The sequence below is a fragment of the Waterburya agarophytonicola KI4 genome (genome assembly GCF_020640915.1).
Lineage (GTDB): Bacteria > Cyanobacteriota > Cyanobacteriia > Cyanobacteriales > Xenococcaceae > Waterburya > Waterburya agarophytonicola.
In genome coordinates this window covers 47,543-67,830 of record NZ_JADWDC010000001.1, presented here as the reverse complement: position 1 = coordinate 67,830, position 20,288 = coordinate 47,543, and the positions used below count along the sequence as shown (strand labels likewise).

Sequence of the window (20,288 nt, the reverse complement as noted above, 5' to 3'; positions counted from 1 at the left end):
ATGAAAGAATCTTCCCTCTCTCCCTTAAATCCTACTCAAGTTCAAAAAGCGATCGCCAAATGTACCGAGAAAATAGCCAACGAGCCTAAATCCGCATCAATGCACGCCGATTTAGGTCATTTATACCTCCAGCAGAAAAAGTGGCAAGCAGCAAAAAATAGCTATGAAGAGGCAATTAAAATCGATCCTGAATTTGCCGAAGCTCATGGTTATCTAGCCGAGATTTGGACTCATCTGGACAATCCCTATAAAGCTGCCGATAGCTTAGATTTGGCATTTAAGTTAAAACCAAATTCTGCTACTGCTCGACAACACCATGAATTAGCCAAAACTTTACAAGAGCAAAACAAACCAGGCAGAGCAATTTCCGCTTATCGTCGTGGGATCAAAATCAACCCTGGCTTTTTGAGTGCTTATCGCAGTTTGGGCAAATTTTTTTTTCAACGAGAAGAATACCAGCAGGCGATCGCTTTATATCGTCAAGGAGTAGCGCAAAATCCTCAAAATCCTCGATTCCATCTTGCTTTGGGACAGGCTTTGGCAGATCTCGAAAAATGGTTTCAGGCAATTGAAAGCTATCAAACCGTCGCTCAACTCAACCCTAATTTACCCGAACTTTATTGTTATTGGGGTCAAGCTTTAGTCAAGATCGATCGCACCGCCCAAGCAGAAGAGTTTTATAAAAAAGCGATCGCCTTAAAAGCAGATTATTGGCAAGCTTATTATCAGTTGGGTGTTTTGTGGCAAAAGCAGCAAAAATGGTCGCCAGCACTCCTGGCTTATAGAAAGGTTCGCTCGATCGAACCCAATCGAGTTAATATCTTGAATAAAATGGCCGTGGTTTATCGCCATCTCCAACAATACGATCTGGCTATTGCTTGTCATCGCGAGGCAATCAAAATCAGCCCCGAATCATCTCCATCAGAAAATACGGCGATCGCAGCCTATCAAAAAACTCTAGCCATCTATCCCCATGTCACGATCCAGCATCACTATCAACAAGCCAAGCTTTTAAGGGCAAAAGGACGTTTTGTCGAAGCGATCGCAGCCTATCAAAAAACCATCGAGTTAGATCCTCAATTCAAACTGGCATATATCGATTTGCAATATATTCCCATTGCCAAAGATCGACTCGATGAATTGATTGAGTTTTATCGTGGCATAGTAGCTCAAAATCCCAACATTACCATCGCCTGGGGCAACTTAGGAGATGCCCTCAGCCAACAAAATCGCGTCCCAGAAGCTATTGAATGCTATCGCAAGGGTAGTTACGAACAAGCTATTCAAAAACAGCCCCATTTAACTCAATTAACCTGGAAAGAAAAACAAGAATCTGGACCAGATTTTATCATTGCGGGGGCATCTAAAAGCGGAACATCTTCGATCTACTATTATTTGGGCTGTCATCCTCAAGTTTTGCTATCCCACAAAAAAGAAATAGATTTTTATTGGAAAAACTTCCAACGGGGAATTGATTGGTATCTAGCTCATTTTCCCACGATTACCGATCGCCCTGATTTTTTGACAGGAGAAGCCACGCCCAATTATCTCCGTTTTCCTGAAGTGGCGCGCCGAATTAAACAGACTTTTCCTAAAACCAAAATTATCATTCTCCTGAGAAATCCCGCAGATCGAGCTATTTCTTGGCACTATCATAAATTTAATACTGGTTTGACTAATGTAGATTTGACTACGGCGATCTCAGAAGAGATGAAAAGATTAAAAACAGTTACTGAAAAAGAGATTATAGAAACAGGCTTTTATAATCCCGATAATATTCTCAGTAGCCTCTATATTTATAAGCTTAAACCCTGGATCGAGATTCTCGGACGAGAACAGTTTTTAATTCTCAAAAGTGAAGATTTTTATCAAAATCCCGCACTACAAATGAAACAAGTATGGGATTTTCTCGGGTTGCCAAACTATGACTTAGAACAATATCCCAAAGTTAACGGAGGATCATACAATGAAGTGGATTCTTCTCTCAGAAAAACTCTGATCGAATATTTTGCACCCTACAATCAACAATTGGAAGAATATCTAGGGGTGCAGTTCAACTGGCAATAACCACTGGCGATCGATGATAAATGTCAAAACTGTAGCCCAAGCAAAAGAGATTCAAGAACAATTAAGACATAAAGTAATCACTTGCGACCATTTAAAAGAAGTGAAATATGTAGCGGGGGTGGATATTGGTTTTGAAGATAATTATAAAATCTCTAAAGCAGCAATAGCAGTCTTGAGCTATCCAGAATTAGAATTAGTCGAAAAAGCGATCGCTCGTATTCCGACTGCATTTCCTTATGTCCCTGGATATCTTTCCTTTCGCGAAATTCCTGCAATTTTGGCAGCTTTCCCCAACTTAAACCTAACTCCAGATCTAATTTTATGTGACGGGCAGGGTTTAGCCCATCCCCGTCGTTTTGGGCTGGCTTGTCATTTGGGAGTACTTTTAGATATTCCGACTATTGGTGTGGCTAAATCTCGATTTATTGGCGAACATGAAGATATTCCCCTAGAAAAGGGCAGTTGGAAACCATTAATCGATAATGATGAAACGATTGGGGTTGTATTGCGATCGCGCAATAAGGTTAAGCCAATCTACGTGTCGGTGGGACACAAAATCAATTTGCCTACGGCGATCGACTATGTAATGGGCTGTTTGACCAAATATCGTATTCCTGAAACTACGCGCTGGGCAGATCGACTAGCTAGCAGTAAGTAATTTTAAATTTTATAACCAACGTCTAAGCGATCAAAATCACATGACATTAAAATTCCTTAGCGTAAAATAGGTGTAACAGATAATACAGTTATTATTTTTTTACAAATTTACCGTATCTTCTGTTACAATTCTTAGTGAGTCAAAAAGATTTTACAGTTGCTTCGTTTGGAAACGCGCGACTAGAGATTTTTCCAGACTTAAACAACAACAACATTTTATCAAACCAGCGAGGCGATCGCTGGTGTTTTTTTTGGGAATCGGTTATTTCGCGGTTTTTCGATGTAGAGCTTGTGGCGAAATGCCTGGGGCAGTCATAATTAGTTGAGTACTCTTTAACTGGAATTTACTTATGAGCTATGAAAATCAAGTAAACCAAGAAATTGGATTACCGCCAGCACAAAAAGAGGAAGAAGAAGATTTATTTGACTATTCCTACGAACAGCCAGGAAGTATTCCAGGGACGCTCAATATCGAAGCAGACGCAGAAACACCTGACATTGTCTTAATTGATTATAGTAGAGATCACGCTCATCGTATTAACAATTTAACCCCCGAAGCCTGTGCCAAACATCTAAATACGGAGTCTGTTTCTTGGGTTGATGTCAAAGGTTTGGGTAGCGAAGATATTTTACAAAGATTGGGAAAAGTATTTGATTTGCATCCTTTGGTCTTAGAAGATGTAGTTAATGTCCCCCAAAGACCAAAAGTAGAAGACTATACCCAACAACTGGTAGTTATAACTCAAATGGTCGTTCCCAAGCCATCAGGAGAAGGTTTTTGGCTAGAACAAGTTAGTTTGGTCGTCGGCAAAAATTATTTATTGACAGTGCAAGAAAAACCCGAAAAAGATTGTTTTCTCCCAGTGCGACGACGAATTCAATATAACAAAGGTTCGATTAGAGAAATGGGGGCGGATTATTTAGCTTATGCTCTTTGGGACGCGATTATTGATGGTTTTTTCCCTGTTTTAGAAATATATGGTGAAAAAATCGAAGATCTAGAAGATGAAGTTCTGTTTAATCCTAGCAACAGTAGTTTAGCGGATGTATATCAAGTCAAACGAGAATTGTTAGCCCTTAGACGAGCAATTTGGCCCCAAAGAAATGCTCTCAATACCTTAATTAGAGATGGTAGTAGCTTCATAGATCCAGATATTCTGATCTTTTTGAGGGATTGTTACGACCACACCGTACAAATCATTGACATTATCGAAACCTACCGCGAATTAGCAGCTAGTCTGACGGATATTTATCTTTCTGCTATTAGCAATAAAATGAACGAAGTGATGAAACTGTTAACCGTAATTTCTAGCATATTTATTCCTCTAACTTTTATTGCAGGTATTTATGGCATGAATTTTAATAGCAGTATTTCCCCTCTGAATATGCCAGAGTTGGATTGGTACTGGGGTTATCCGATGTGTTGGGGGTTAATGTTGGCCACCGCAGCCTCCTTGATCTATTTCTTTTGGCGACGGGGTTGGTTTGAAGATTTTTCTAAAATACCGAAGTGATTGGATCGTTGTTGAATAATTCAATTGCAGATCGGGAATATTAAAGATTGAGAGTTAACAGCCTCCAACAAAACCAACGCGATCTTATTTTTACAACCTGTATGAGTGCCAAACTAAAAACTAAATCTCAAGATTCCAATAGTCGCACTGTAGGAAATCAATTGCAAGCGATTCCTATCATGACAGTCATTAGCTTAATTTTATTTGGCGGGATTGGTTGGCGTTTAGCTTATTTGCAACTACAACAAGGAGATCTCAATCAAGCCAAGGCAGAACAAAATCGCACTCGCATTGTTCCTAAGCCACCAGTTAGGGGTAGCATTCTAGATCGCAACGGCAAAGTTCTTGCAACCAATCGCCTGTCTCATTCAGCTTATTTATGGCCCAAAGCCCAAAAACAACGAAATTGGTCGACCAATCGCCAGATAATTTCCCAAATATTAGCAATAAAGCCAGAAGATCTGCAAAAAAGAGTCGAAGATGCGGGATATAACTATCCTAGTTTGATTCCGATCGCCCGTAACCTGACTTCAGCACAAATTACCGCCTTAGAAGAATATCGGACTCAGTTAAAGTGGGTTGAAATTGATGTTGGTAAAGTTAGAAGTTATCCCGAAGGTAAGCTTGCAGCCCATATTATTGGCTATACGGGGGAACTGAATCGAGAAGAGTTACAAGAACGAAAGTCTAAAGGCTATAGACTGGGGGATGTGATGGGCAGAATGGGGGTAGAATCTGCTTATGAGTCTCAACTTCGAGGAACATGGGGTGGTTTGAAGTTGGGGGTTAATGGTGCGGGGCGTATTCTCCAACTCTTGGGAGAAAACCCCGCAGGAGTGGGAGAAGATATTACTTTAACCATCGATGCAGAGGTTCAAAGGGCTGCGGAAAAGGCGTTGGGAACTACCAAAGGGGCAATTGTGGCACTAGATCCTAAAAATGGTGCGGTATTAGCCATGGCTAGTTATCCTAGTTTCGATCCGAATATTTTTTCTGCCCCTATTACTAATGATATTTGGCAGGAGTTACAAGCACAGGGTAATCCTTTTTTGAATATGTCATTACGGGCGTTTCCCCCTGCTTCTACGTTTAAGATCGTTACCGCCACCGCAGGATTGGAATCGGGTAAATATCCCCCCAACACTGTTTTGGGGACATATCCTTATATTTCTGTAGGGGGAACGAGATTTAGAGAATGGAATAAGCGCGGTTTTGGACCGATGGGATACGTATCTTCCCTTGCTTGGAGTAGTAATACTTTTTACGGTCAAATTGGTCGTGGTGTGGGGGGAGAAAAATTGATTGAGTGGGCGCGTAAATTTGGCTTTGGTCAAAAGACAGGTATCGAACTGCAAGGGGAAACCAAAGGATTAATCGCCGACGATGGTTGGAAACGGCTTAATTTTAATAATTGGGGCTGGACTACTGGAGATACGGTTAATATGTCTATCGGTCAGGGATTTACCGCTGCAACTCCTTTACAGGTCGCTGTGATGTTTAGTGCGATCGCCAATAATGGTTATCGAGTACAACCTCATTTATTGCAAACGGATAACGAATCAAAACAAGCTCAAAGGGTAAGTTTGAACCTCAAGCCAACTACCCTCAGCACTATTAAACAGGGGCTGAGAGCCGTAGTAGATGGAGGTACGGGAGCGAGATTAAATTCTCCCCATACCCCCCCTGGTGCAGGAAAAAGCGGGACAGCAGAAGCCCCTCCAGGAGACTCCCATACTTGGTTTGGGGCATATGCACCCTTCGACAAGCCAGAAGTTGTAGTTGTGGCATTTGCCGAACATTCTGGTGGTGGGGGCGGTTCGGTTGCTGCACCTCTAGTCAGACAAGTAATGGAGGCTTATTTTAAACCACGCAAAATTTAGTTGATTATTTTTAGATCTCAATTGGTTGGACGTAGTAAGCAATTCCGTCTTCTCCCCCTTCGGGTTGATATTCAGCAGAAGCCAGAAATTGGTCTCTTTCGGCAATGGAAGGGGTATAAAAATGAGCATCTAAACCAGGATTATAAAAACGGTATAGGGCTGTCGAACCCTCTACTTGAGATTCATAACCATAGTAGGATATTCCCTCTGGGGTATAGTTGGGCAGATTGGCTGTAACAGCATCTCGCTCTATTTCTGAAGCTGTATATAGATGAACTCCCGTACTAGTATTGAAGAAGCGATAAACAGGAAGTACTCCCGTGATGTCATTTTCGGCTGAATTGGGCGCGCCAATAAAAGATTCGCCCTCAAATTGATAGTTGGGTAAATTATCTATAATTGAATCTCGCTCGACTTCTGAAGTGGTATAAAACTGAGTCCCTGCTTCTGTTTCCCGAAATCGATAAACAAGATCTCCTTCTCCTAGAAGGGAGTCGCGATCGCCTTCTGTTTCATTTCCACCAGAGTCCGATCCGCCATCAGATGAGGTTTTAGTGATACTAAAACTGTAACTAGTTTCTACGTCTCCTTCCCCTGTAATAGAGGCGGTATAAGAGCCTGGGGCAAAATCGGCAGCAATAAATTCTGCTTGATTTCCCGATTCGGCAGAGGAATAAAGAGTATTTCCTTCTCTATCGGCGATCGATAAATCTAGATTGGCTTCTAAATTCGTTAGTTCTACATCATAAGTTCCCGATTGCGCAATTTCAAATTGATAGGAATCTTCTTCGCTACCGCGTTCGTAGGTATTAACAATAACGAAATTATTTTCTATTACTTGACTATTAACGTCTCCATCATCAGATTCGGGAAGGTTTATTATTCCGTCTTCTAAAGGAATGTCTATTTCTGTATTGTCTGTATTTACATTCTCATTATCAACAACAGTATCCGCAGCCAAAGAAGTAGGATTGATATCCAGGGTGTAGTTTACGGTAAAACTGAGATCTGAAACATCGGTTTCTAATTCAGGAACGGGACTAACTAATATAAAGTACTTCCCAGGAGATAAGTTTGCTTGGAATACTTCTTCACTTTCTTCTAAAGATTCTAAATCAGAATAACCAAGACCAACTAGATCCCCAGCTTCATTATTTACTTCGTTAGCAACTAGAAAACTAACTCCATAAGGGGATTCGGCAGATGTATCGGCATCGGCACTAATTGTAATACTAGTCGGGCTATCTAGAGAAAAGGAATAAGAGTCGAAGAAGTTTCCAGTTTCTAAATCTCCTCCATTAGCATTTAGGTCAAATAGTACATCATCACTTTGACTGACGGGGGTATCATTCAAAATGCCTAATTCAATAGTCTCCATAATTGCTATTTCTATTTAGTAAATTTACTTGTTAAATTTTCCAGGCTTCTCTAGGGCGCGGTGTTTTGTAGCTCATAGGCTATAAATTAAATTTAATCTAAAAAGTTCTATAGATAGGGTTCTAATAACTAAAAAATTAGAATTAATTACACTAGTTATGTCTTAAATAATTGTTTTTTTTGATTTTAAAAATGTTATGGCATGGCAAGCTAAAATTAAAACATAGTTGGCTATCAATTAGCCGATCGCAAGTATAATTTGGTTTTACGATCTTGTTTTTTTAGGTCGTATTTTTGTTCGAGAAAAGCGATTAGTTTGGGCAACTCAAATCTTTTGAGTAGTATTTGTTCTGGTTGATATTCTTTGGTGATCTCGATCAATCGATCTTCAGTGATATTTCCTGTTTCCAACTGCTTCCAAGAAAGAACTGCGGTAGAAGGAGGTACAATTATGCCCCCACGAAAAGCAAACATGGGAGAATCAGTAATCATCCATTTTGTTGAAGAATTGTTTTTCGTAATCTCCCTCAAAAATTGTTGCTCGATAGAACTAGATTCTAGATGACTAATACTTGCTTCATACCAAGAATCGATCGCTTTAAAGGTAGTTTTTGTTTGTTCTCCAATTAATAGTATGGAACAGCCCAATACAATGAAGCTAAAAATCAAGAAAGAGACTTTTGTTTTCGATTTGCGACGAGAATAACCAAGCCGAATAGATTTAGTTATCATTTCTCCCAAAGCAAATCCCCCTAAAGAGATCGCGGGAAGATAAACTAGTATTCCGTGGTGATACCAGACTGGTCTATGATGCTGGAGTAATAAACAACTGGCGATCGCCCAAGCTGCAAAATATAGCATTTGCCACTGTTTTTTATAACAAGTAAATAGAATTCCTAAAGAAGTTAAACCAAACAGAAAAATTCTATAGTTGGGCTTGATGACATCTTCTAAAGAAATATTTTGAAAAGAGGAGATCGTTCTAGCATCTGTGTGGTTGTTTATTAAAAAGGATAAGTTGTCATAGCCAATAAATACAGCTATCAAAAGAGAAGCAAATATTAAAAAAGATACACTCCATAAGATAATTGACCCGAGTTTTTTTTGCCAACTAACCAGATGAGAATTATTGATTCCATCTATTAAGATACCCAGAGCAATAATAGGAGCTAAAAAAAAGGTGAATAATTTAGTCACCACGGAAAGACTCAAACATAATGCCGAAAAAATTAGCCATTTATTTTGTTTTTGCTCGTGCCAAAAGATAATAAATAGTATTGCTGTCATTGCCAAAACTAGCGAAGGCAAACCAATCATTACCGAAACACTAAGTTTTAAATAGCTAGGGGATATTATTAAGAGTAGCGATCCGACTGAGGCAGCATTTATTCCGCCAAACCTAAATAAAATTAGCCAGTTCTCCCAAATTAGTACGACAGAAAATAATAGAATTAAAGTTCTAGCTATATCAACCCTAGGTTCAAAAATATTAAATAATCCAGCTAACATATAAGTTAGGAATGGGGGTTGATCGCTCCAAATTTCTGAGTATAGTGAATAATTATGTTTGACTAGCAAAGCTTTCATCAAATTAATTCCTTCATCTGGATCGAATTCAAAAATATTAAACCGATAAATAATAATCAATCCAGCAATCAGAAAAATACTCGGAATTAGAAAAGATAAAAAGCGTTTGTTATTACTCATTACTCATTACTCATTACAGTCCATAAAGCCAAATAATCAACCCAGGAGTAATCAAGCCGACAATAACACTTAAAGGTGTTCCCAAACGAACAAAATCAGTAAATTTATATCCTCCTGGCCCATAAATCATCGTGTTTGTTTGATAGGCAATGGGAGTCATAAAACTATTAGAAGCTGCAAATGTTACCGCAAACATGATCGCAAATGGATTTAATTCTAAGGTTTGAGCAACTTGAACTCCAATGGGAATCATCAATAAAACTGCTGCATTATTAGATAAAATCGAAGTCAAAATAGTAGTAATAAAATAGAAAAATAATAATATCCAATAGCCCGACAAATTACTCCCAACTAGCAAAATTGGCTTGGCTAAATATTCTGTCGCTCCAGAATTTTGCATTGCCGTCCCCAAAGGAATTAAACCAGCCAAAAGAAAAATTACATCCCAACGTACTGCCCCATATATTTCCCCTGGTTTGAGGCAATCTGTTAAAACCATTAAAACAACCCCCGCTAAAGCACTAACTAAAATAGGAATTAAATTAAATGCGGAGGCGACAATTACTCCCAAACAAATTGCGATCGCAGTTTGAGCTTTATCTATTCTCAAATTCTCGACATCTTTTTGTTCTAAAACTAATAATTCTCGCGAAGTTTGTAAACCAAGAAAGCTTTGCTTCGGACCTTGAACTAATAACAAGTCGCCAAAACGTAGAGGAACTTTGCCCAACCTTTCTCTTAATACTTCTTCCCCTCGACGAATAGCCAAAACTGTCGCATTACGACGTTGACGGAAGCGTAAATCTTTGAGAGTTGCCCCAATAAAACGAGAATTAGATAAAATTAATACTTCGCCAATTTTTTCTTCTCCTGTATTTAATTCTGTTTCCAATTGTTCCTGATTGAACTTGACATCGGGAAGAATTTCGATGCCTCTTTCTGCTTTGAGTTGAATCAAAACATCTTTACTGCCTCTAACTAGTAAAATATCTCCCGACCTAATTTTTTTGTCCGCAATAGGTTGGGGAAAATGTACTCCTTGATGGATTATTTCTAATACGTCAATGTCAAACTTACGTTGAATTTCACTTTCTCTTAAAGTCTGTCCGATCAAACTCGAATCCCGAGAAACAACCACCTCGGTAACATAATCTTTAATTTCATATTCTTCGCTTAAGATACCGCTTTTTTTGCTTTGACGATTGCGTAGAATTCTTGGTGCTGCGATCGCGATATATAGTAAACCAATTATAAAGACGATAATACCTAATTTAGTAAACTGAAACAGGGAAAATTCTCCCAGTCCTAATTTAGCCGACAAGCTACTGGCTAAAATGTTGGTCGAAGTACCAATTAAAGTTAATGTTCCTCCCAAAATAGAAGCAAAAGACAGGGGCATCAGTAATTTAGAACTAGCAATTCCTTGTTTTTTGGCAAAATCTTCAATAACAGGGATAAAAATAGCTACTACTGCGGTGTTATTAATAAAGGCACTAATCGGCCCAACAATCATACCCATTACTATAATTTGCTGAAAGGCATTTTTGCCTCCCCATTCCAATAGCAGATCCCTAACTACTTGAATTGCACCAGTCTTACCTACTCCCGCACTCAAAATAAACATTGCCATCACCGTAATGGTTGCGGTGTTACCAAAGCCAGCTATTCCCTCTTCGGGAGTCACTAGCCCAAGCAGCATTAAGACTATTGCCACCATAATGGCGGTTAGATCTACAGGAAACCATTCAAAAATAAAGGCAATTAGGGCTAATGTCAGAACGCTGAGAGTCAGAATAATTTCCATGAAGCCGAGTCTGAGTATTAGGGTAATTAAACCTGTTAATTATACTCAAGCTATATTAAATTGCACTCCAACTCGCGCAAACGTCAAAAATCATGTCCCGTGTTCAATTAATTCCATGACTTGTAAATAGGCAGGATCGTCTTCCTGTAAGTCCCTTTCTTCCAACAACTGTTCGTCACAAATTGCTCGCTTGGCATTTTCGGCAATGACTGCATTAGCAATCAACTCTAGAGCATCTAGGCGATCGATGCTGTTTAATGCGTCTGCATACTTGCGACTATGAGTATGTCTGACTGATTCTTGGCAATAATTAGATAATTCTCTACTTTCAGTCATTACGGCAAAGGCAAATTCTTTTTCTATTTCGTTGCCATACAACCCTTTATGAAGAAGATTGATCATTGAAGCATCATGACCAGGGATAGAATATTTTTCTTCAATCTGCGACCAATATTTCAAGGCTTTTAGCCCTTCTAATGCTCCTTTATTAAGACCAGCATTTTCACACCACTGTTCAAATTCTTCTATCGTATTGGGGCAACGTCCATGCTCTTGTAGTCCTTGACCTAAGACTCGTCCTGCTTGAAAGTTTCTAGTAGGTTTGCCAGTTACAGGAAGCATCATACTACCTCGCACATCTGCAACAATTGCAGTTAATTGAGAAAAAGTATGATCTCTTACCTGCTCGGTAAAACCTCCTTTATTCAAAGTTGCTTCAATTCTGGGTACAGCGTAACCCAACTCAGTTAATGCTATGGGTTGCTGTTGATATAGTTGATAACGATCTTGTCGAAACATAGAAACATTAGCAGCTTGGTCGAGACATTGGTTCAATAACAGAGTTAACAAAGTTGGTAAAATACCTGGATTTTTATCGTGATATTCATATCCAAATCCTGCAAAAATAGATGCCATATTTTTTGCAGCTTTGATGTACTGGGCTTCTACATTATGAATACCAGGAGAAACTTGAATATTAGGAGAGAGTTTATTCAGCATTTGCGCGCCAATGAGTGCAGTTAAAGCATTGGAATGGCAAAAATTGGCGGTAAAACTATCTACAGGATCTCTCAATGCACCATGTCGATGGAAACCAGAGAAAAAGGCTAAATTTGGATATTTTTCACACAAAACATAAGAATTATTTGTTTTCTCATCATGATTGAAAGAACCAGCCAAACAAGCTAAGACTACGTTAGATCGGTTTAGTTTCTTCCTAACTGCAAGGGCTTGAGCCAAGTCTTGCTCGATATATTTACTATTGGCAGTCAATAATACCAGGTCGCATTTAGCAATTAAATATTCTAAATCATTGCAAACCGATTCTTCCCCTTCTTTATGGTGAGACATTCGATTCATTTTTACTACGTGCCTAGAATCCATGCCTCTTATTTCATCTTCTGAAAATGCCCCCATCAAGTCTCTACCAGGACGAGGAGCAAGCAATAGAGACTTTTCGCTCTTTTGCATAGCAGAATTATAAGCTAGGGAAGCGGGATATAAACCAATACTATAAAAGCCAATTTTTGCTTTGGTTAGCTGACGAATTCGTTGTTTTATTACTCTCTTATTTAATGAATCATTGAAAAAGCTATTAAACATTCTTTTCGTATTTTGTTTATTTGATAGGCTATAGCCTTTGTAGTTTATCAAGATTTAAGGTGCGTCATCATTACTAAAAAATGGTAGATAGCGATCGCTTTGTTATGCTTATCTACCACAGCAGAATTATGATGGATATTTGTAATTTAATTGCTTTATAAATCTGGAAAAACATCTTTAACTGCGGGATGAACGATCTTGCCAGACTGGATATTTAAACCTTTAGCCAAAGCTCGATCTTTATCTAATGCAGATATGCCATGATTCGCCAACTGCATCACATAGGGCAAAGTACTGTTATTTAAGGCTTGGGTGGCAGTCCAGGGTACTGCGCCAGGCATATTAGGCACGCCAAAATGAACCACTCCTTCTTCGGTATAGGTAGGTTGGCTGTGGGATGTCGGACGTAGGGTTTCAATACAGCCTCCTTGATCTACTGCCACATCAACAATCACCGAACCCGATCGCATTTGGGCTACGAGATTGCGAGATACTAGTATGGGGGCTTTTTTACCAACTACTAACACCGCGCCAATTAGTAAGTCTGCATCAGCAACTGTCGTTTCGATAGTTGCAGGGCTACTATAAAGCAATTCTACTCTCGAACCAAATAAATTTTCTAGATAGCTCAAGCGATCCACATTGATATCAATAATCTGAACTCTTGCACCCATACCAATGGCAATTTTGGCTGCTTCTGTGCCAACTACACCACCGCCGAGAATTACTATCTTACCAGGGCTAACTCCTGGGACACCGCCCAATAATACGCCCCTTCCTCCCTGTTGCTTTTCCAAATATCTCGCACCAAACTGGACTGATAAACGTCCTGCAATAATGCTCATGGGAGTCAAGAGGGGCAGACTACCATTGTTCAATTCTACAGTTTCATAGGCGATCGCAGTTGTCCCCGATTCTCTTAAAGCTTTTGTTAGGTCGCCATCGGCTGCTAGATGAAGATAGGTAAATAACAATTGTTGCGGTTTGAGATATTGATATTCGCTTTTTAAAGGCTCTTTTACTTTAACAACTAATTCTTTGTCCCAAGCTCGATCTGCACTATTAACAATTTTCCCCCCAGCTTGTTGGTATGATTCGTCGGTAAAACCCGACCCCATACCTGCCTGGGTTTCAATGAATACAGTATGATTTTGGGACAATGCGCGAACGCTACTGGGGCTTAAGCCAACACGAAATTCCCGATCTTTGGTTTCTTTAGGAACACCTATTTCCATGACTATTTCCCCCTCTATTTTTGGCTAAATACTGTTTGATGACTCAAACATAACAAACCTCGGCAAAAGTGGTGTTTTATTTACGTTTAACACAGATCTTGCACCTAATATGTGATTTTTTTGTGCTATGAGGGTTAAGGGTTAAGGACAGTAAAATGGATTATATTAGCTGATGTGTCAATAAAATTGAATTTTAAAATCATCGATCGCATATTAAGTCATCGACTATCTTTAGTAGATCGCTATATTATCAATCAATTGGGTTTATTCTTTTTGTTTAGCGTGGGTTTATTTTCTTGTTTGGGAGTAACCATTGGTACGGTATCGGATTTAGGTTATAAAGTTACTGAATATAATTTACCTATTCCCATAGCAGTCTTAATTTTTTGCTATAAAATTCCCGAATATGCTGCTTATGCTTTGCCTATTTCTATTTTATTATCTAGCTTAATTATTTTTGGTCGTTTAAATAGCGATCGCGAATTAATTGCCTTGCTGAGTTTTGGCATTAGTTTGAAACGAATCATTGCCCCAGCTTTAGTATTTAGTTTATTTATTACAGGCATAACTTTTTTGTTTAATGAGTTAATTGTTCCTGCTGCTAATTATCAAGCAAATTTATTACAAAATCCCTTTATTGCTAAAACAGAATTAAACTTACAAAAAAAAGATATCTTTTATCCTGAATACGAATCAGGCAAAAATCAAGAGTCATCTAGAATTTTAAAAAGAATTTATTTTGCTGAAGAATATCGCGATCGCACTTTGAAAAAAGTCACTATTATTACTCTAGAACGGGGGGAAATCTCCCAAATTATTACTGCTAAACTAGCAAAAAAAGAACAAGGACGACAAGTTTGGAATTTGATTGAAGGAGAAATAAATCAAATTAATAATCTTAATGGCAACATCAATACCGAAGAATTTCACCATAAAAAGATCCCCTTATCTACTACCCTGTTTGAAATAGTCCAAAAAGAACGTAGTCCCGATGATATGAATATTCGCCAAGCCAAAGAATATTTAAACTTGATTAAAGATAGCGGGAGAAAAATAGATATAGCCAAATTTACTGTCAGAATTCAACAAAAATATGCCTTTCCTTTTATCTGTTTAATCTTTGCTTCCATTGGTTCTGCTTTGGGTACAAAATATTCTCAAGTTAATCGTTCCCAAGCTTTTGGTTTTTGCGTGGCAATAGTGTTTATTTATTACTTTCTCGGCTTTACTTTTGGTTCTTTGGGAATCACAGGAGTCTTATCACCATTTTGGGCAGCCTGGATTCCCAATTTCTTAGGCATTGGTACGGGAATCTGGCTTTTAACAATTAATTATTAATTTAGACTCTTATGGCTTATAATTCATAGCCTAAGATCCCAATGTCAGTTCGGACATATGCGCGTCAACAATGGCAGGTATTTGTTTAGGCTTAACTCGAACATATTGCTTTTTATCGGGCAACATAATTACATTTGGAGCCTTTTTACATCTCTTGAGGCATCCTGTAGTTTTAATCTCCACATTCTCTGCAATGCCTCTTTTCTCTAATTCCGATTTTAATTCCTCATATACCTCTTTTCCGCCTTTATTCCAGCAATTAGCTTTTTGGCAAATTAGTACTTTGGCTTTTGGTTGCTTCGATTTACTGGGTTTGGCAGTGGAAACTTCTTCTTGGGGAACATCTTCTACTGTTGCGGGAGTTAACACTTCGATAGAATAGGCTTTATATTCTGCCACGTCTTGTTTAACTTTGCGCTTGAGCATTCCCTTAACTTTTAATTCGCATCCAAGATTTAGCTTTTGGTGGAGATTCTTTGGTTGATCTTTAGCCACCTTAATCCAATATTCTTCTTGTTCGGTAGACAACAGCAAATATTTAATTCTCCCATCAGATTTGGCACTGAGTTCTTTTAATTCACCAGTTGCTATAAATTCAGAGATTAAGGGGGTTATGGTCATCATAAACTTGATTATTTCTTCTTGCTTAATTTATAGTAGTTGATTTTTATTATCAATAACTAATTGCTAATCCACCCGTAAAACATATTCACTTTCAAGGGAAGATAAACTTATGTTGCCCATTTGTCGTTGCAATAATACAGATATGGATATAATTTGAGTGCAACCAAAGCTTGGAAACAAAGCTCGAATGAATAAGAAATTATTTCTGCTACTATCTTTAGGATGCTCTGCGGTAGTCAGTCTTTTATCTTGTAGCACTGCTAAGTCTCAAGTTACTACAGACGGAACTACTAGTACTACTGTTAACTCAGTTGAGAATAGCAACTTCACCATCGAAAATGGCGATCGCGCTGGAGGCAATCTTTTCCATAGCTTTCAAGATTTTTCTGTTCCCAACGGAGGTTCGGCAGTATTTAATAATGCAGTTGAAATTGAGAATATATTCAGTCGAGTCACGGGGGGAAATATCTCCAATATCGATGGTTTGATTCAAACCAATGGTAGTGCAAATTTATTTTTAATCAATCCTGCTGGAGTTATATTTGGGGCAGGTGCGAGGTTAGATATTGGTGGCTCTTTTTATAGCGGTAGTGCGGATAGTATTTTGTTTGAAGATGGGGAATTTAGCGCAACAGATACAAATGCACTTACCCTTACTATTAACGCACCCATTGGTTTGGGCTTTCGGGATAATCCTGGGGATGTAGTCAATCGTTCCAATTTTGGCTTAACTACTACCGTAATCGACGGCGAGATTAATTCTTCTTTTGAAGGTGCAGAATTTACTATTAGAGATGCAGTCGGTTTAGAAGTCGCAGCAGGAGAAACCATTGCTTTAATCGGCGGTAATGTAATTCTAGAAAATGCAGGGGGAATTACGGCATCGGGGGGAAACGTTGAATTAGGAGGATTAACTCAAGCAGGAGAGATAAACCTCAACGAAGATGGAAGCCTTACTTTTCCTGAAGGAATAACTAGAGGAGATGTTACTCTAACTCAACAAGCCAGGGTACAGGTTGCTAGTAATGGTGGTGGTTCAATAAATGTTAATGCCAGAAACCTAGAATTACGGGAGCAAAGCGAACTATATGCAGGTATTGCCGAAGGAGTAGGTTCTCCTGAATCACAAGCAGGAGATATCAGTATAAATGCTACAGAATCGGTAAGAATAATTGGTAGTGGAGGAGTCGGCGAAGATACTTCCGACATAAATAATGCGATCGCTTTATTGTTTAACGATTATGATACGGCAATTCGCAATGTAGTAGGATTTCGTCCTAATATTCCAGGGGATTTTATTCCAAATTTGTTGAGAAATCCTAACCCCGAAAGTAGTGCGATTGGAAATGCAGGAAATATTAATATTGAAACTGCCTCTTTAGAAATCAGCGATCGCGGTTCATTAACCGCAAAAGTCTATGGACAAGGGAATACGGGCAATATCGACGTTTTAGCCACCGATATTATTATTACGGAAGGAGATGTTTTAAATCAAGTTATTTCGGGTTCGGGAAATACGGGAGATATTAACTTTGATACCAATAATTTAAGAGTTGTTGGTTCTCCCAACAGCATTGATGGTGACGCTTCTTTTATTTTGGCAGATACTCGCAGTTTAGGAGATTCAGGCAAGATTAATATTACGGCTACCAACCAAATCGATTTAAATGGGGTTAGTTTATTGCAAACTCAAATTCTGGAAGAAGGAAATGGAAACGCAGGAGATATTAATATTAGTGCTGTGGCTTTCAATGCTAATGGTGCTTTTCTACAAACTAATAGTTTAGGTATTGGTAATCCAGGGAGCATTAATATAGATGTATCAGGAGACATTGTTTTTGAGACAGTACTGCTTAATTCTGCATTAGCTAACGAAGGTACGGGTAATAGTGGCAATATCGTAATTAGTGCCCTTAATTTAGATCTAATTAACAGTTCTAGAATTCAAGCGAATACAGAAGGAGAAGGCAATGCTGGTAATATTGTCCTGACTGTAGAAAATGCGATTAATTTTGATAATAGTCAGATAATCTCCCAAGTAGACGATGGTGCGGTAGGAAATGCAGGAACGATTGAAATTACTGCTAATACTTTAAATCTAGATAACGAATCAGAATTCAATACTCAAACTCTGGGACAAGGAAATGCAGGTAATATTACTATTAATGCGATCGAAAGTGTCTCTTTAGATAATGAGAGTACAATCGAAAGTAATGTTGATAATCCCGATGTCAGAGAAGAAAACAGCGACTCAGAAATCCTCAACAATAGTGCTGTAGGCAATGCAGGAAATATTACTATTACTACAGGAGAATTAAGACTAAACAACGATTCAGAATTAAGCAATCGTAGTTTTGCCAGGGGCAATGCAGGTAATATTACCGTCAATACTAGCGGTGGCTTGTTTCTAGATGGTAGTAGTGCATTCCTGAGCGATGTGAACGATCTTAGTAGTGGCGAATTCGATGCTATTGGTAATGCAGGTACGATTAATATTACGGCAGGAGAAGTAATCGCCAACGACAATTCTACTTTTCAATCTTCTACTAGCGGACAAGGTAATGCGGGGAATGTAATTATTAACGCTACGGGTAATGTTAGTTTTGATAGCAACTTTTCGGGAATCTTTTCTCAAGTTAGGGGCGAAGGAGTTGGCGAAGGGGGTAATATTTCCATTACCGCAGGGGATTCTATCTCAATTACCAATCAGTCTATCTTGCTGGCTAATACAGCAGAGGAAGGACAAGGTAACGCAGGAAGCGTGACTCTCAATGCAGGAAATACTTTTTCTGCGAGCGAAAGCCTTATTTTAAGCCAGATTGAAGGAGAGGGGCAAGGGGATGCTGGAGGTATAGATATTACAGGTAATACGATCGATATTGGTAACTTTTCTTTAGTCTCTACCAACGTCCAAAGAGATACTATGGGTTCAGCGGGAAATATTAGCCTCAATGCTGCCAACATTATCGTTCGAGAAGGTTCGGTTGTCGATGCTTTAACCGAAAATGGTTTTGCTGGGGGAAGTATTAGTCTCAGTGGTGGTAATTTAGATCTTGTTTCTGGTGGTGCGATAGTTACTTCCACCGATAGTGCGGGGGATGCGGGTAACATTACTCTCAACCTAACGGGAGATATTACCATTGATGGTGAGGGGACAATTCCTCGCCCCGAAGAAGTCTTTGAATTATCCGAACAAGCATTGAACGACTTACAAGAGTCTACAGGCTTATTTTCTACTAGTATTACCGACTCACCAGGAAGCAGTGGCAGTATAGAGAGTACTAACTCAGGTGCTCTTTCTCTGCGTAATAACGGTACTATTTCTGTTGAAACTATTTCAGGAAGTGGCGGAAATATCAATATAAATACTGACTTTATCGTAGCATTCCCCAATCAAATCGATGGCAATGGCAGCGATATCATTGCTAGTGCAGTAGGAGGAGATGGAGGCAATATTACCATTAATGCAGATGCTGTGTTGGGTATTGTAGAACAAGATGCGATCGCCGATAATAATTCTAACGACATCGATGCTAGTTCTGATTTTGGCTTAAATGGTACAGTGTCTATCTTTACTCTCAATAATGATGCTCTAGAAGGAACGACCGAATTACCCCAAAACGTAGTAGCAGCAGAACAAATTACGGCTAAAGCTTGTGGTGTCGGTCGAGACAATATTGCTGCTCAAAATAGTTTGGTCATTAACGGGAAAGGCGGGATTCAAATCGAACCAGGAATGCCTTTGAGCGCAGATTCTTTGTTCGCTAGTGAAGAACAAGCCAGCCAAGAATTACCCGCACCAATTTCCACCGCTAAAGGTGAAATTATCGTAGCCAGGGGCGTAGAAGTTAAAGCCAACGGCGATATCTTTTTAACTCCTTACGCAACGCAAAACAATTTATCTACTGAAAATTCTAAATTTGCCAATTGTAATTAAATCTCTTCATATGGAGTTGTTTAATAAGTACGAGCGAACGTCTGTTCGCCTGTACATAAGTAATAACCAATTATCAAGTTGCAATAAGTTTGGTAGATAACCCAATAACTGTATTGCGATCTAATTTACCCAAAACAAAAACATCAATTTCTGTTTTTCCCACTAAAAAAACTCGTAGATCCTCTAAATTATCGTTCAACAAATCGTACAAAATTTGATAGCGTTTCGTTTCTGTTTGTTCTATCTCATCATGCCATTCTTGCTCTAAGATTGCAGAGGCAAAAAATGAATCCAAAGTTGTAGTGGCTATTTCAATCTCAGGAGGATAATTATAGCGTTGTCGCAAAATATGGCGCTCGCAATTACTTTCATTTTGCCAAGACACTACCTGCCAAGGATAGTCCGATTCACTCAGCCATAGCAAGCCTGAGACTGCTTGATTTAATTGTGCGATTAATTGTTCTTGATCGATCTTGTTATTTTCCATACATTTCAACTGTTAATTTAAGCTATTAGCTTTTAAGATTAAATATCCTCAATCGATCT

The 20,288-nt window shown here is 38.8% G+C and carries 13 protein-coding genes; 6 read left to right on the top strand and 7 right to left on the bottom strand.

Annotated elements, in window-relative coordinates:
- The 4 genes from I4641_RS00260 to mrdA all read left to right on the top strand — a co-directional run bounded on the left by I4641_RS00260 (position 1) and on the right by mrdA (position 6,118).
- Entirely contained in the window at positions 1 to 2,067 is a 2,067-nt protein-coding gene (locus I4641_RS00260; protein WP_229638413.1) for a tetratricopeptide repeat protein, read from the top strand.
- A gap of 13 nt (positions 2,068 to 2,080) precedes the next feature.
- Positions 2,081 to 2,725 (top strand): deoxyribonuclease V, encoded by a 645-nt coding sequence (nfi, locus tag I4641_RS00255; protein WP_229638412.1) that lies wholly within the window; start codon positions 2,081 to 2,083, stop codon positions 2,723 to 2,725.
- A gap of 349 nt (positions 2,726 to 3,074) precedes the next feature.
- Positions 3,075 to 4,238 carry a magnesium/cobalt transporter CorA gene (corA, locus tag I4641_RS00250; protein WP_229638411.1) on the top strand — a complete coding sequence of 388 codons (1,164 nt, stop codon included), beginning with the start codon at positions 3,075 to 3,077 and terminating at the stop codon, positions 4,236 to 4,238.
- 101 nt (positions 4,239 to 4,339) lie between these two features.
- On the top strand, positions 4,340 to 6,118 hold the full coding sequence (gene mrdA, locus I4641_RS00245; RefSeq protein WP_229638410.1) for a penicillin-binding protein 2: 1,779 nt from the start codon (positions 4,340 to 4,342) through the stop codon (positions 6,116 to 6,118).
- Positions 6,119 to 6,128: 10 nt separating this feature from the next.
- Here mrdA and I4641_RS00240 read toward each other — a convergent pair whose 3' ends face one another.
- The 5 genes from I4641_RS00240 to ald all read right to left on the bottom strand — a co-directional run bounded on the left by I4641_RS00240 (position 6,129) and on the right by ald (position 13,843).
- A complete protein-coding gene (locus I4641_RS00240; protein ID WP_229638409.1) occupies positions 6,129 to 7,496 on the bottom strand; it encodes a pre-peptidase C-terminal domain-containing protein in 1,368 nt (455 codons plus the stop codon).
- A 233-nt stretch (positions 7,497 to 7,729) separates the two neighbouring features.
- Positions 7,730 to 9,202 carry a glycosyltransferase family 39 protein gene (locus I4641_RS00235; protein WP_229638408.1) on the bottom strand — a complete coding sequence of 491 codons (1,473 nt, stop codon included), beginning with the start codon at positions 9,200 to 9,202 and terminating at the stop codon, positions 7,730 to 7,732.
- Positions 9,203 to 9,215: 13 nt separating this feature from the next.
- Positions 9,216 to 11,006 (bottom strand): SLC13 family permease, encoded by a 1,791-nt coding sequence (locus I4641_RS00230; RefSeq protein ID WP_229638407.1) that lies wholly within the window; start codon positions 11,004 to 11,006, stop codon positions 9,216 to 9,218.
- A 90-nt stretch (positions 11,007 to 11,096) separates the two neighbouring features.
- The gene (locus I4641_RS00225) at positions 11,097 to 12,608 is read right to left on the bottom strand and encodes a DUF8648 domain-containing protein (protein ID WP_229638406.1); all 1,512 of its coding nucleotides are present in this window, start codon (positions 12,606 to 12,608) and stop codon (positions 11,097 to 11,099) included.
- A 155-nt stretch (positions 12,609 to 12,763) separates the two neighbouring features.
- Positions 12,764 to 13,843: an alanine dehydrogenase gene (gene ald, locus I4641_RS00220; protein ID WP_229638405.1), complete on the bottom strand. Its 1,080-nt coding sequence runs from the start codon at positions 13,841 to 13,843 to the stop codon at positions 12,764 to 12,766.
- A 186-nt stretch (positions 13,844 to 14,029) separates the two neighbouring features.
- Between ald and I4641_RS00215 the strand changes: the two genes are divergently transcribed.
- Entirely contained in the window at positions 14,030 to 15,181 is a 1,152-nt protein-coding gene (locus I4641_RS00215) for an LptF/LptG family permease (protein WP_229638404.1), read from the top strand.
- Positions 15,182 to 15,211: 30 nt separating this feature from the next.
- Here I4641_RS00215 and I4641_RS00210 read toward each other — a convergent pair whose 3' ends face one another.
- Positions 15,212 to 15,805: a (2Fe-2S) ferredoxin domain-containing protein gene (locus I4641_RS00210; RefSeq protein ID WP_229638403.1), complete on the bottom strand. Its 594-nt coding sequence runs from the start codon at positions 15,803 to 15,805 to the stop codon at positions 15,212 to 15,214.
- 187 nt (positions 15,806 to 15,992) lie between these two features.
- On the opposite strand from I4641_RS00210, the gene I4641_RS00205 reads away from it, so the two are divergent.
- Positions 15,993 to 19,742, top strand: a complete 3,750-nt coding sequence (locus tag I4641_RS00205) for a two-partner secretion domain-containing protein (RefSeq protein WP_229638402.1) — start codon at positions 15,993 to 15,995, stop codon at positions 19,740 to 19,742.
- A 73-nt stretch (positions 19,743 to 19,815) separates the two neighbouring features.
- Here I4641_RS00205 and I4641_RS00200 read toward each other — a convergent pair whose 3' ends face one another.
- Positions 19,816 to 20,229 (bottom strand): nuclease A inhibitor family protein, encoded by a 414-nt coding sequence (locus I4641_RS00200; RefSeq protein WP_229638401.1) that lies wholly within the window; start codon positions 20,227 to 20,229, stop codon positions 19,816 to 19,818.
- Positions 20,230 to 20,288 lie beyond the last annotated feature (59 nt).

Coding starts and splice junctions, on each gene's coding strand:
- I4641_RS00260 (WP_229638413.1), top strand. CDS start 1: ATGAAAGAATCTTCCCTCTCTCCCTTAAATCCTACTCAAGTTCAAAAA.
- nfi (WP_229638412.1), top strand. CDS start 2,081: ATGATAAATGTCAAAACTGTAGCCCAAGCAAAAGAGATTCAAGAACAA.
- corA (WP_229638411.1), top strand. CDS start 3,075: ATGAGCTATGAAAATCAAGTAAACCAAGAAATTGGATTACCGCCAGCA.
- mrdA (WP_229638410.1), top strand. CDS start 4,340: ATGAGTGCCAAACTAAAAACTAAATCTCAAGATTCCAATAGTCGCACT.
- I4641_RS00240 (WP_229638409.1), bottom strand. CDS start 7,496: ATGGAGACTATTGAATTAGGCATTTTGAATGATACCCCCGTCAGTCAA.
- I4641_RS00235 (WP_229638408.1), bottom strand. CDS start 9,202: ATGAGTAATAACAAACGCTTTTTATCTTTTCTAATTCCGAGTATTTTT.
- I4641_RS00230 (WP_229638407.1), bottom strand. CDS start 11,006: ATGGAAATTATTCTGACTCTCAGCGTTCTGACATTAGCCCTAATTGCC.
- I4641_RS00225 (WP_229638406.1), bottom strand. CDS start 12,608: ATGTTTAATAGCTTTTTCAATGATTCATTAAATAAGAGAGTAATAAAA.
- ald (WP_229638405.1), bottom strand. CDS start 13,843: ATGGAAATAGGTGTTCCTAAAGAAACCAAAGATCGGGAATTTCGTGTT.
- I4641_RS00210 (WP_229638403.1), bottom strand. CDS start 15,805: ATGATGACCATAACCCCCTTAATCTCTGAATTTATAGCAACTGGTGAA.
- I4641_RS00205 (WP_229638402.1), top strand. CDS start 15,993: ATGAATAAGAAATTATTTCTGCTACTATCTTTAGGATGCTCTGCGGTA.
- I4641_RS00200 (WP_229638401.1), bottom strand. CDS start 20,229: ATGGAAAATAACAAGATCGATCAAGAACAATTAATCGCACAATTAAAT.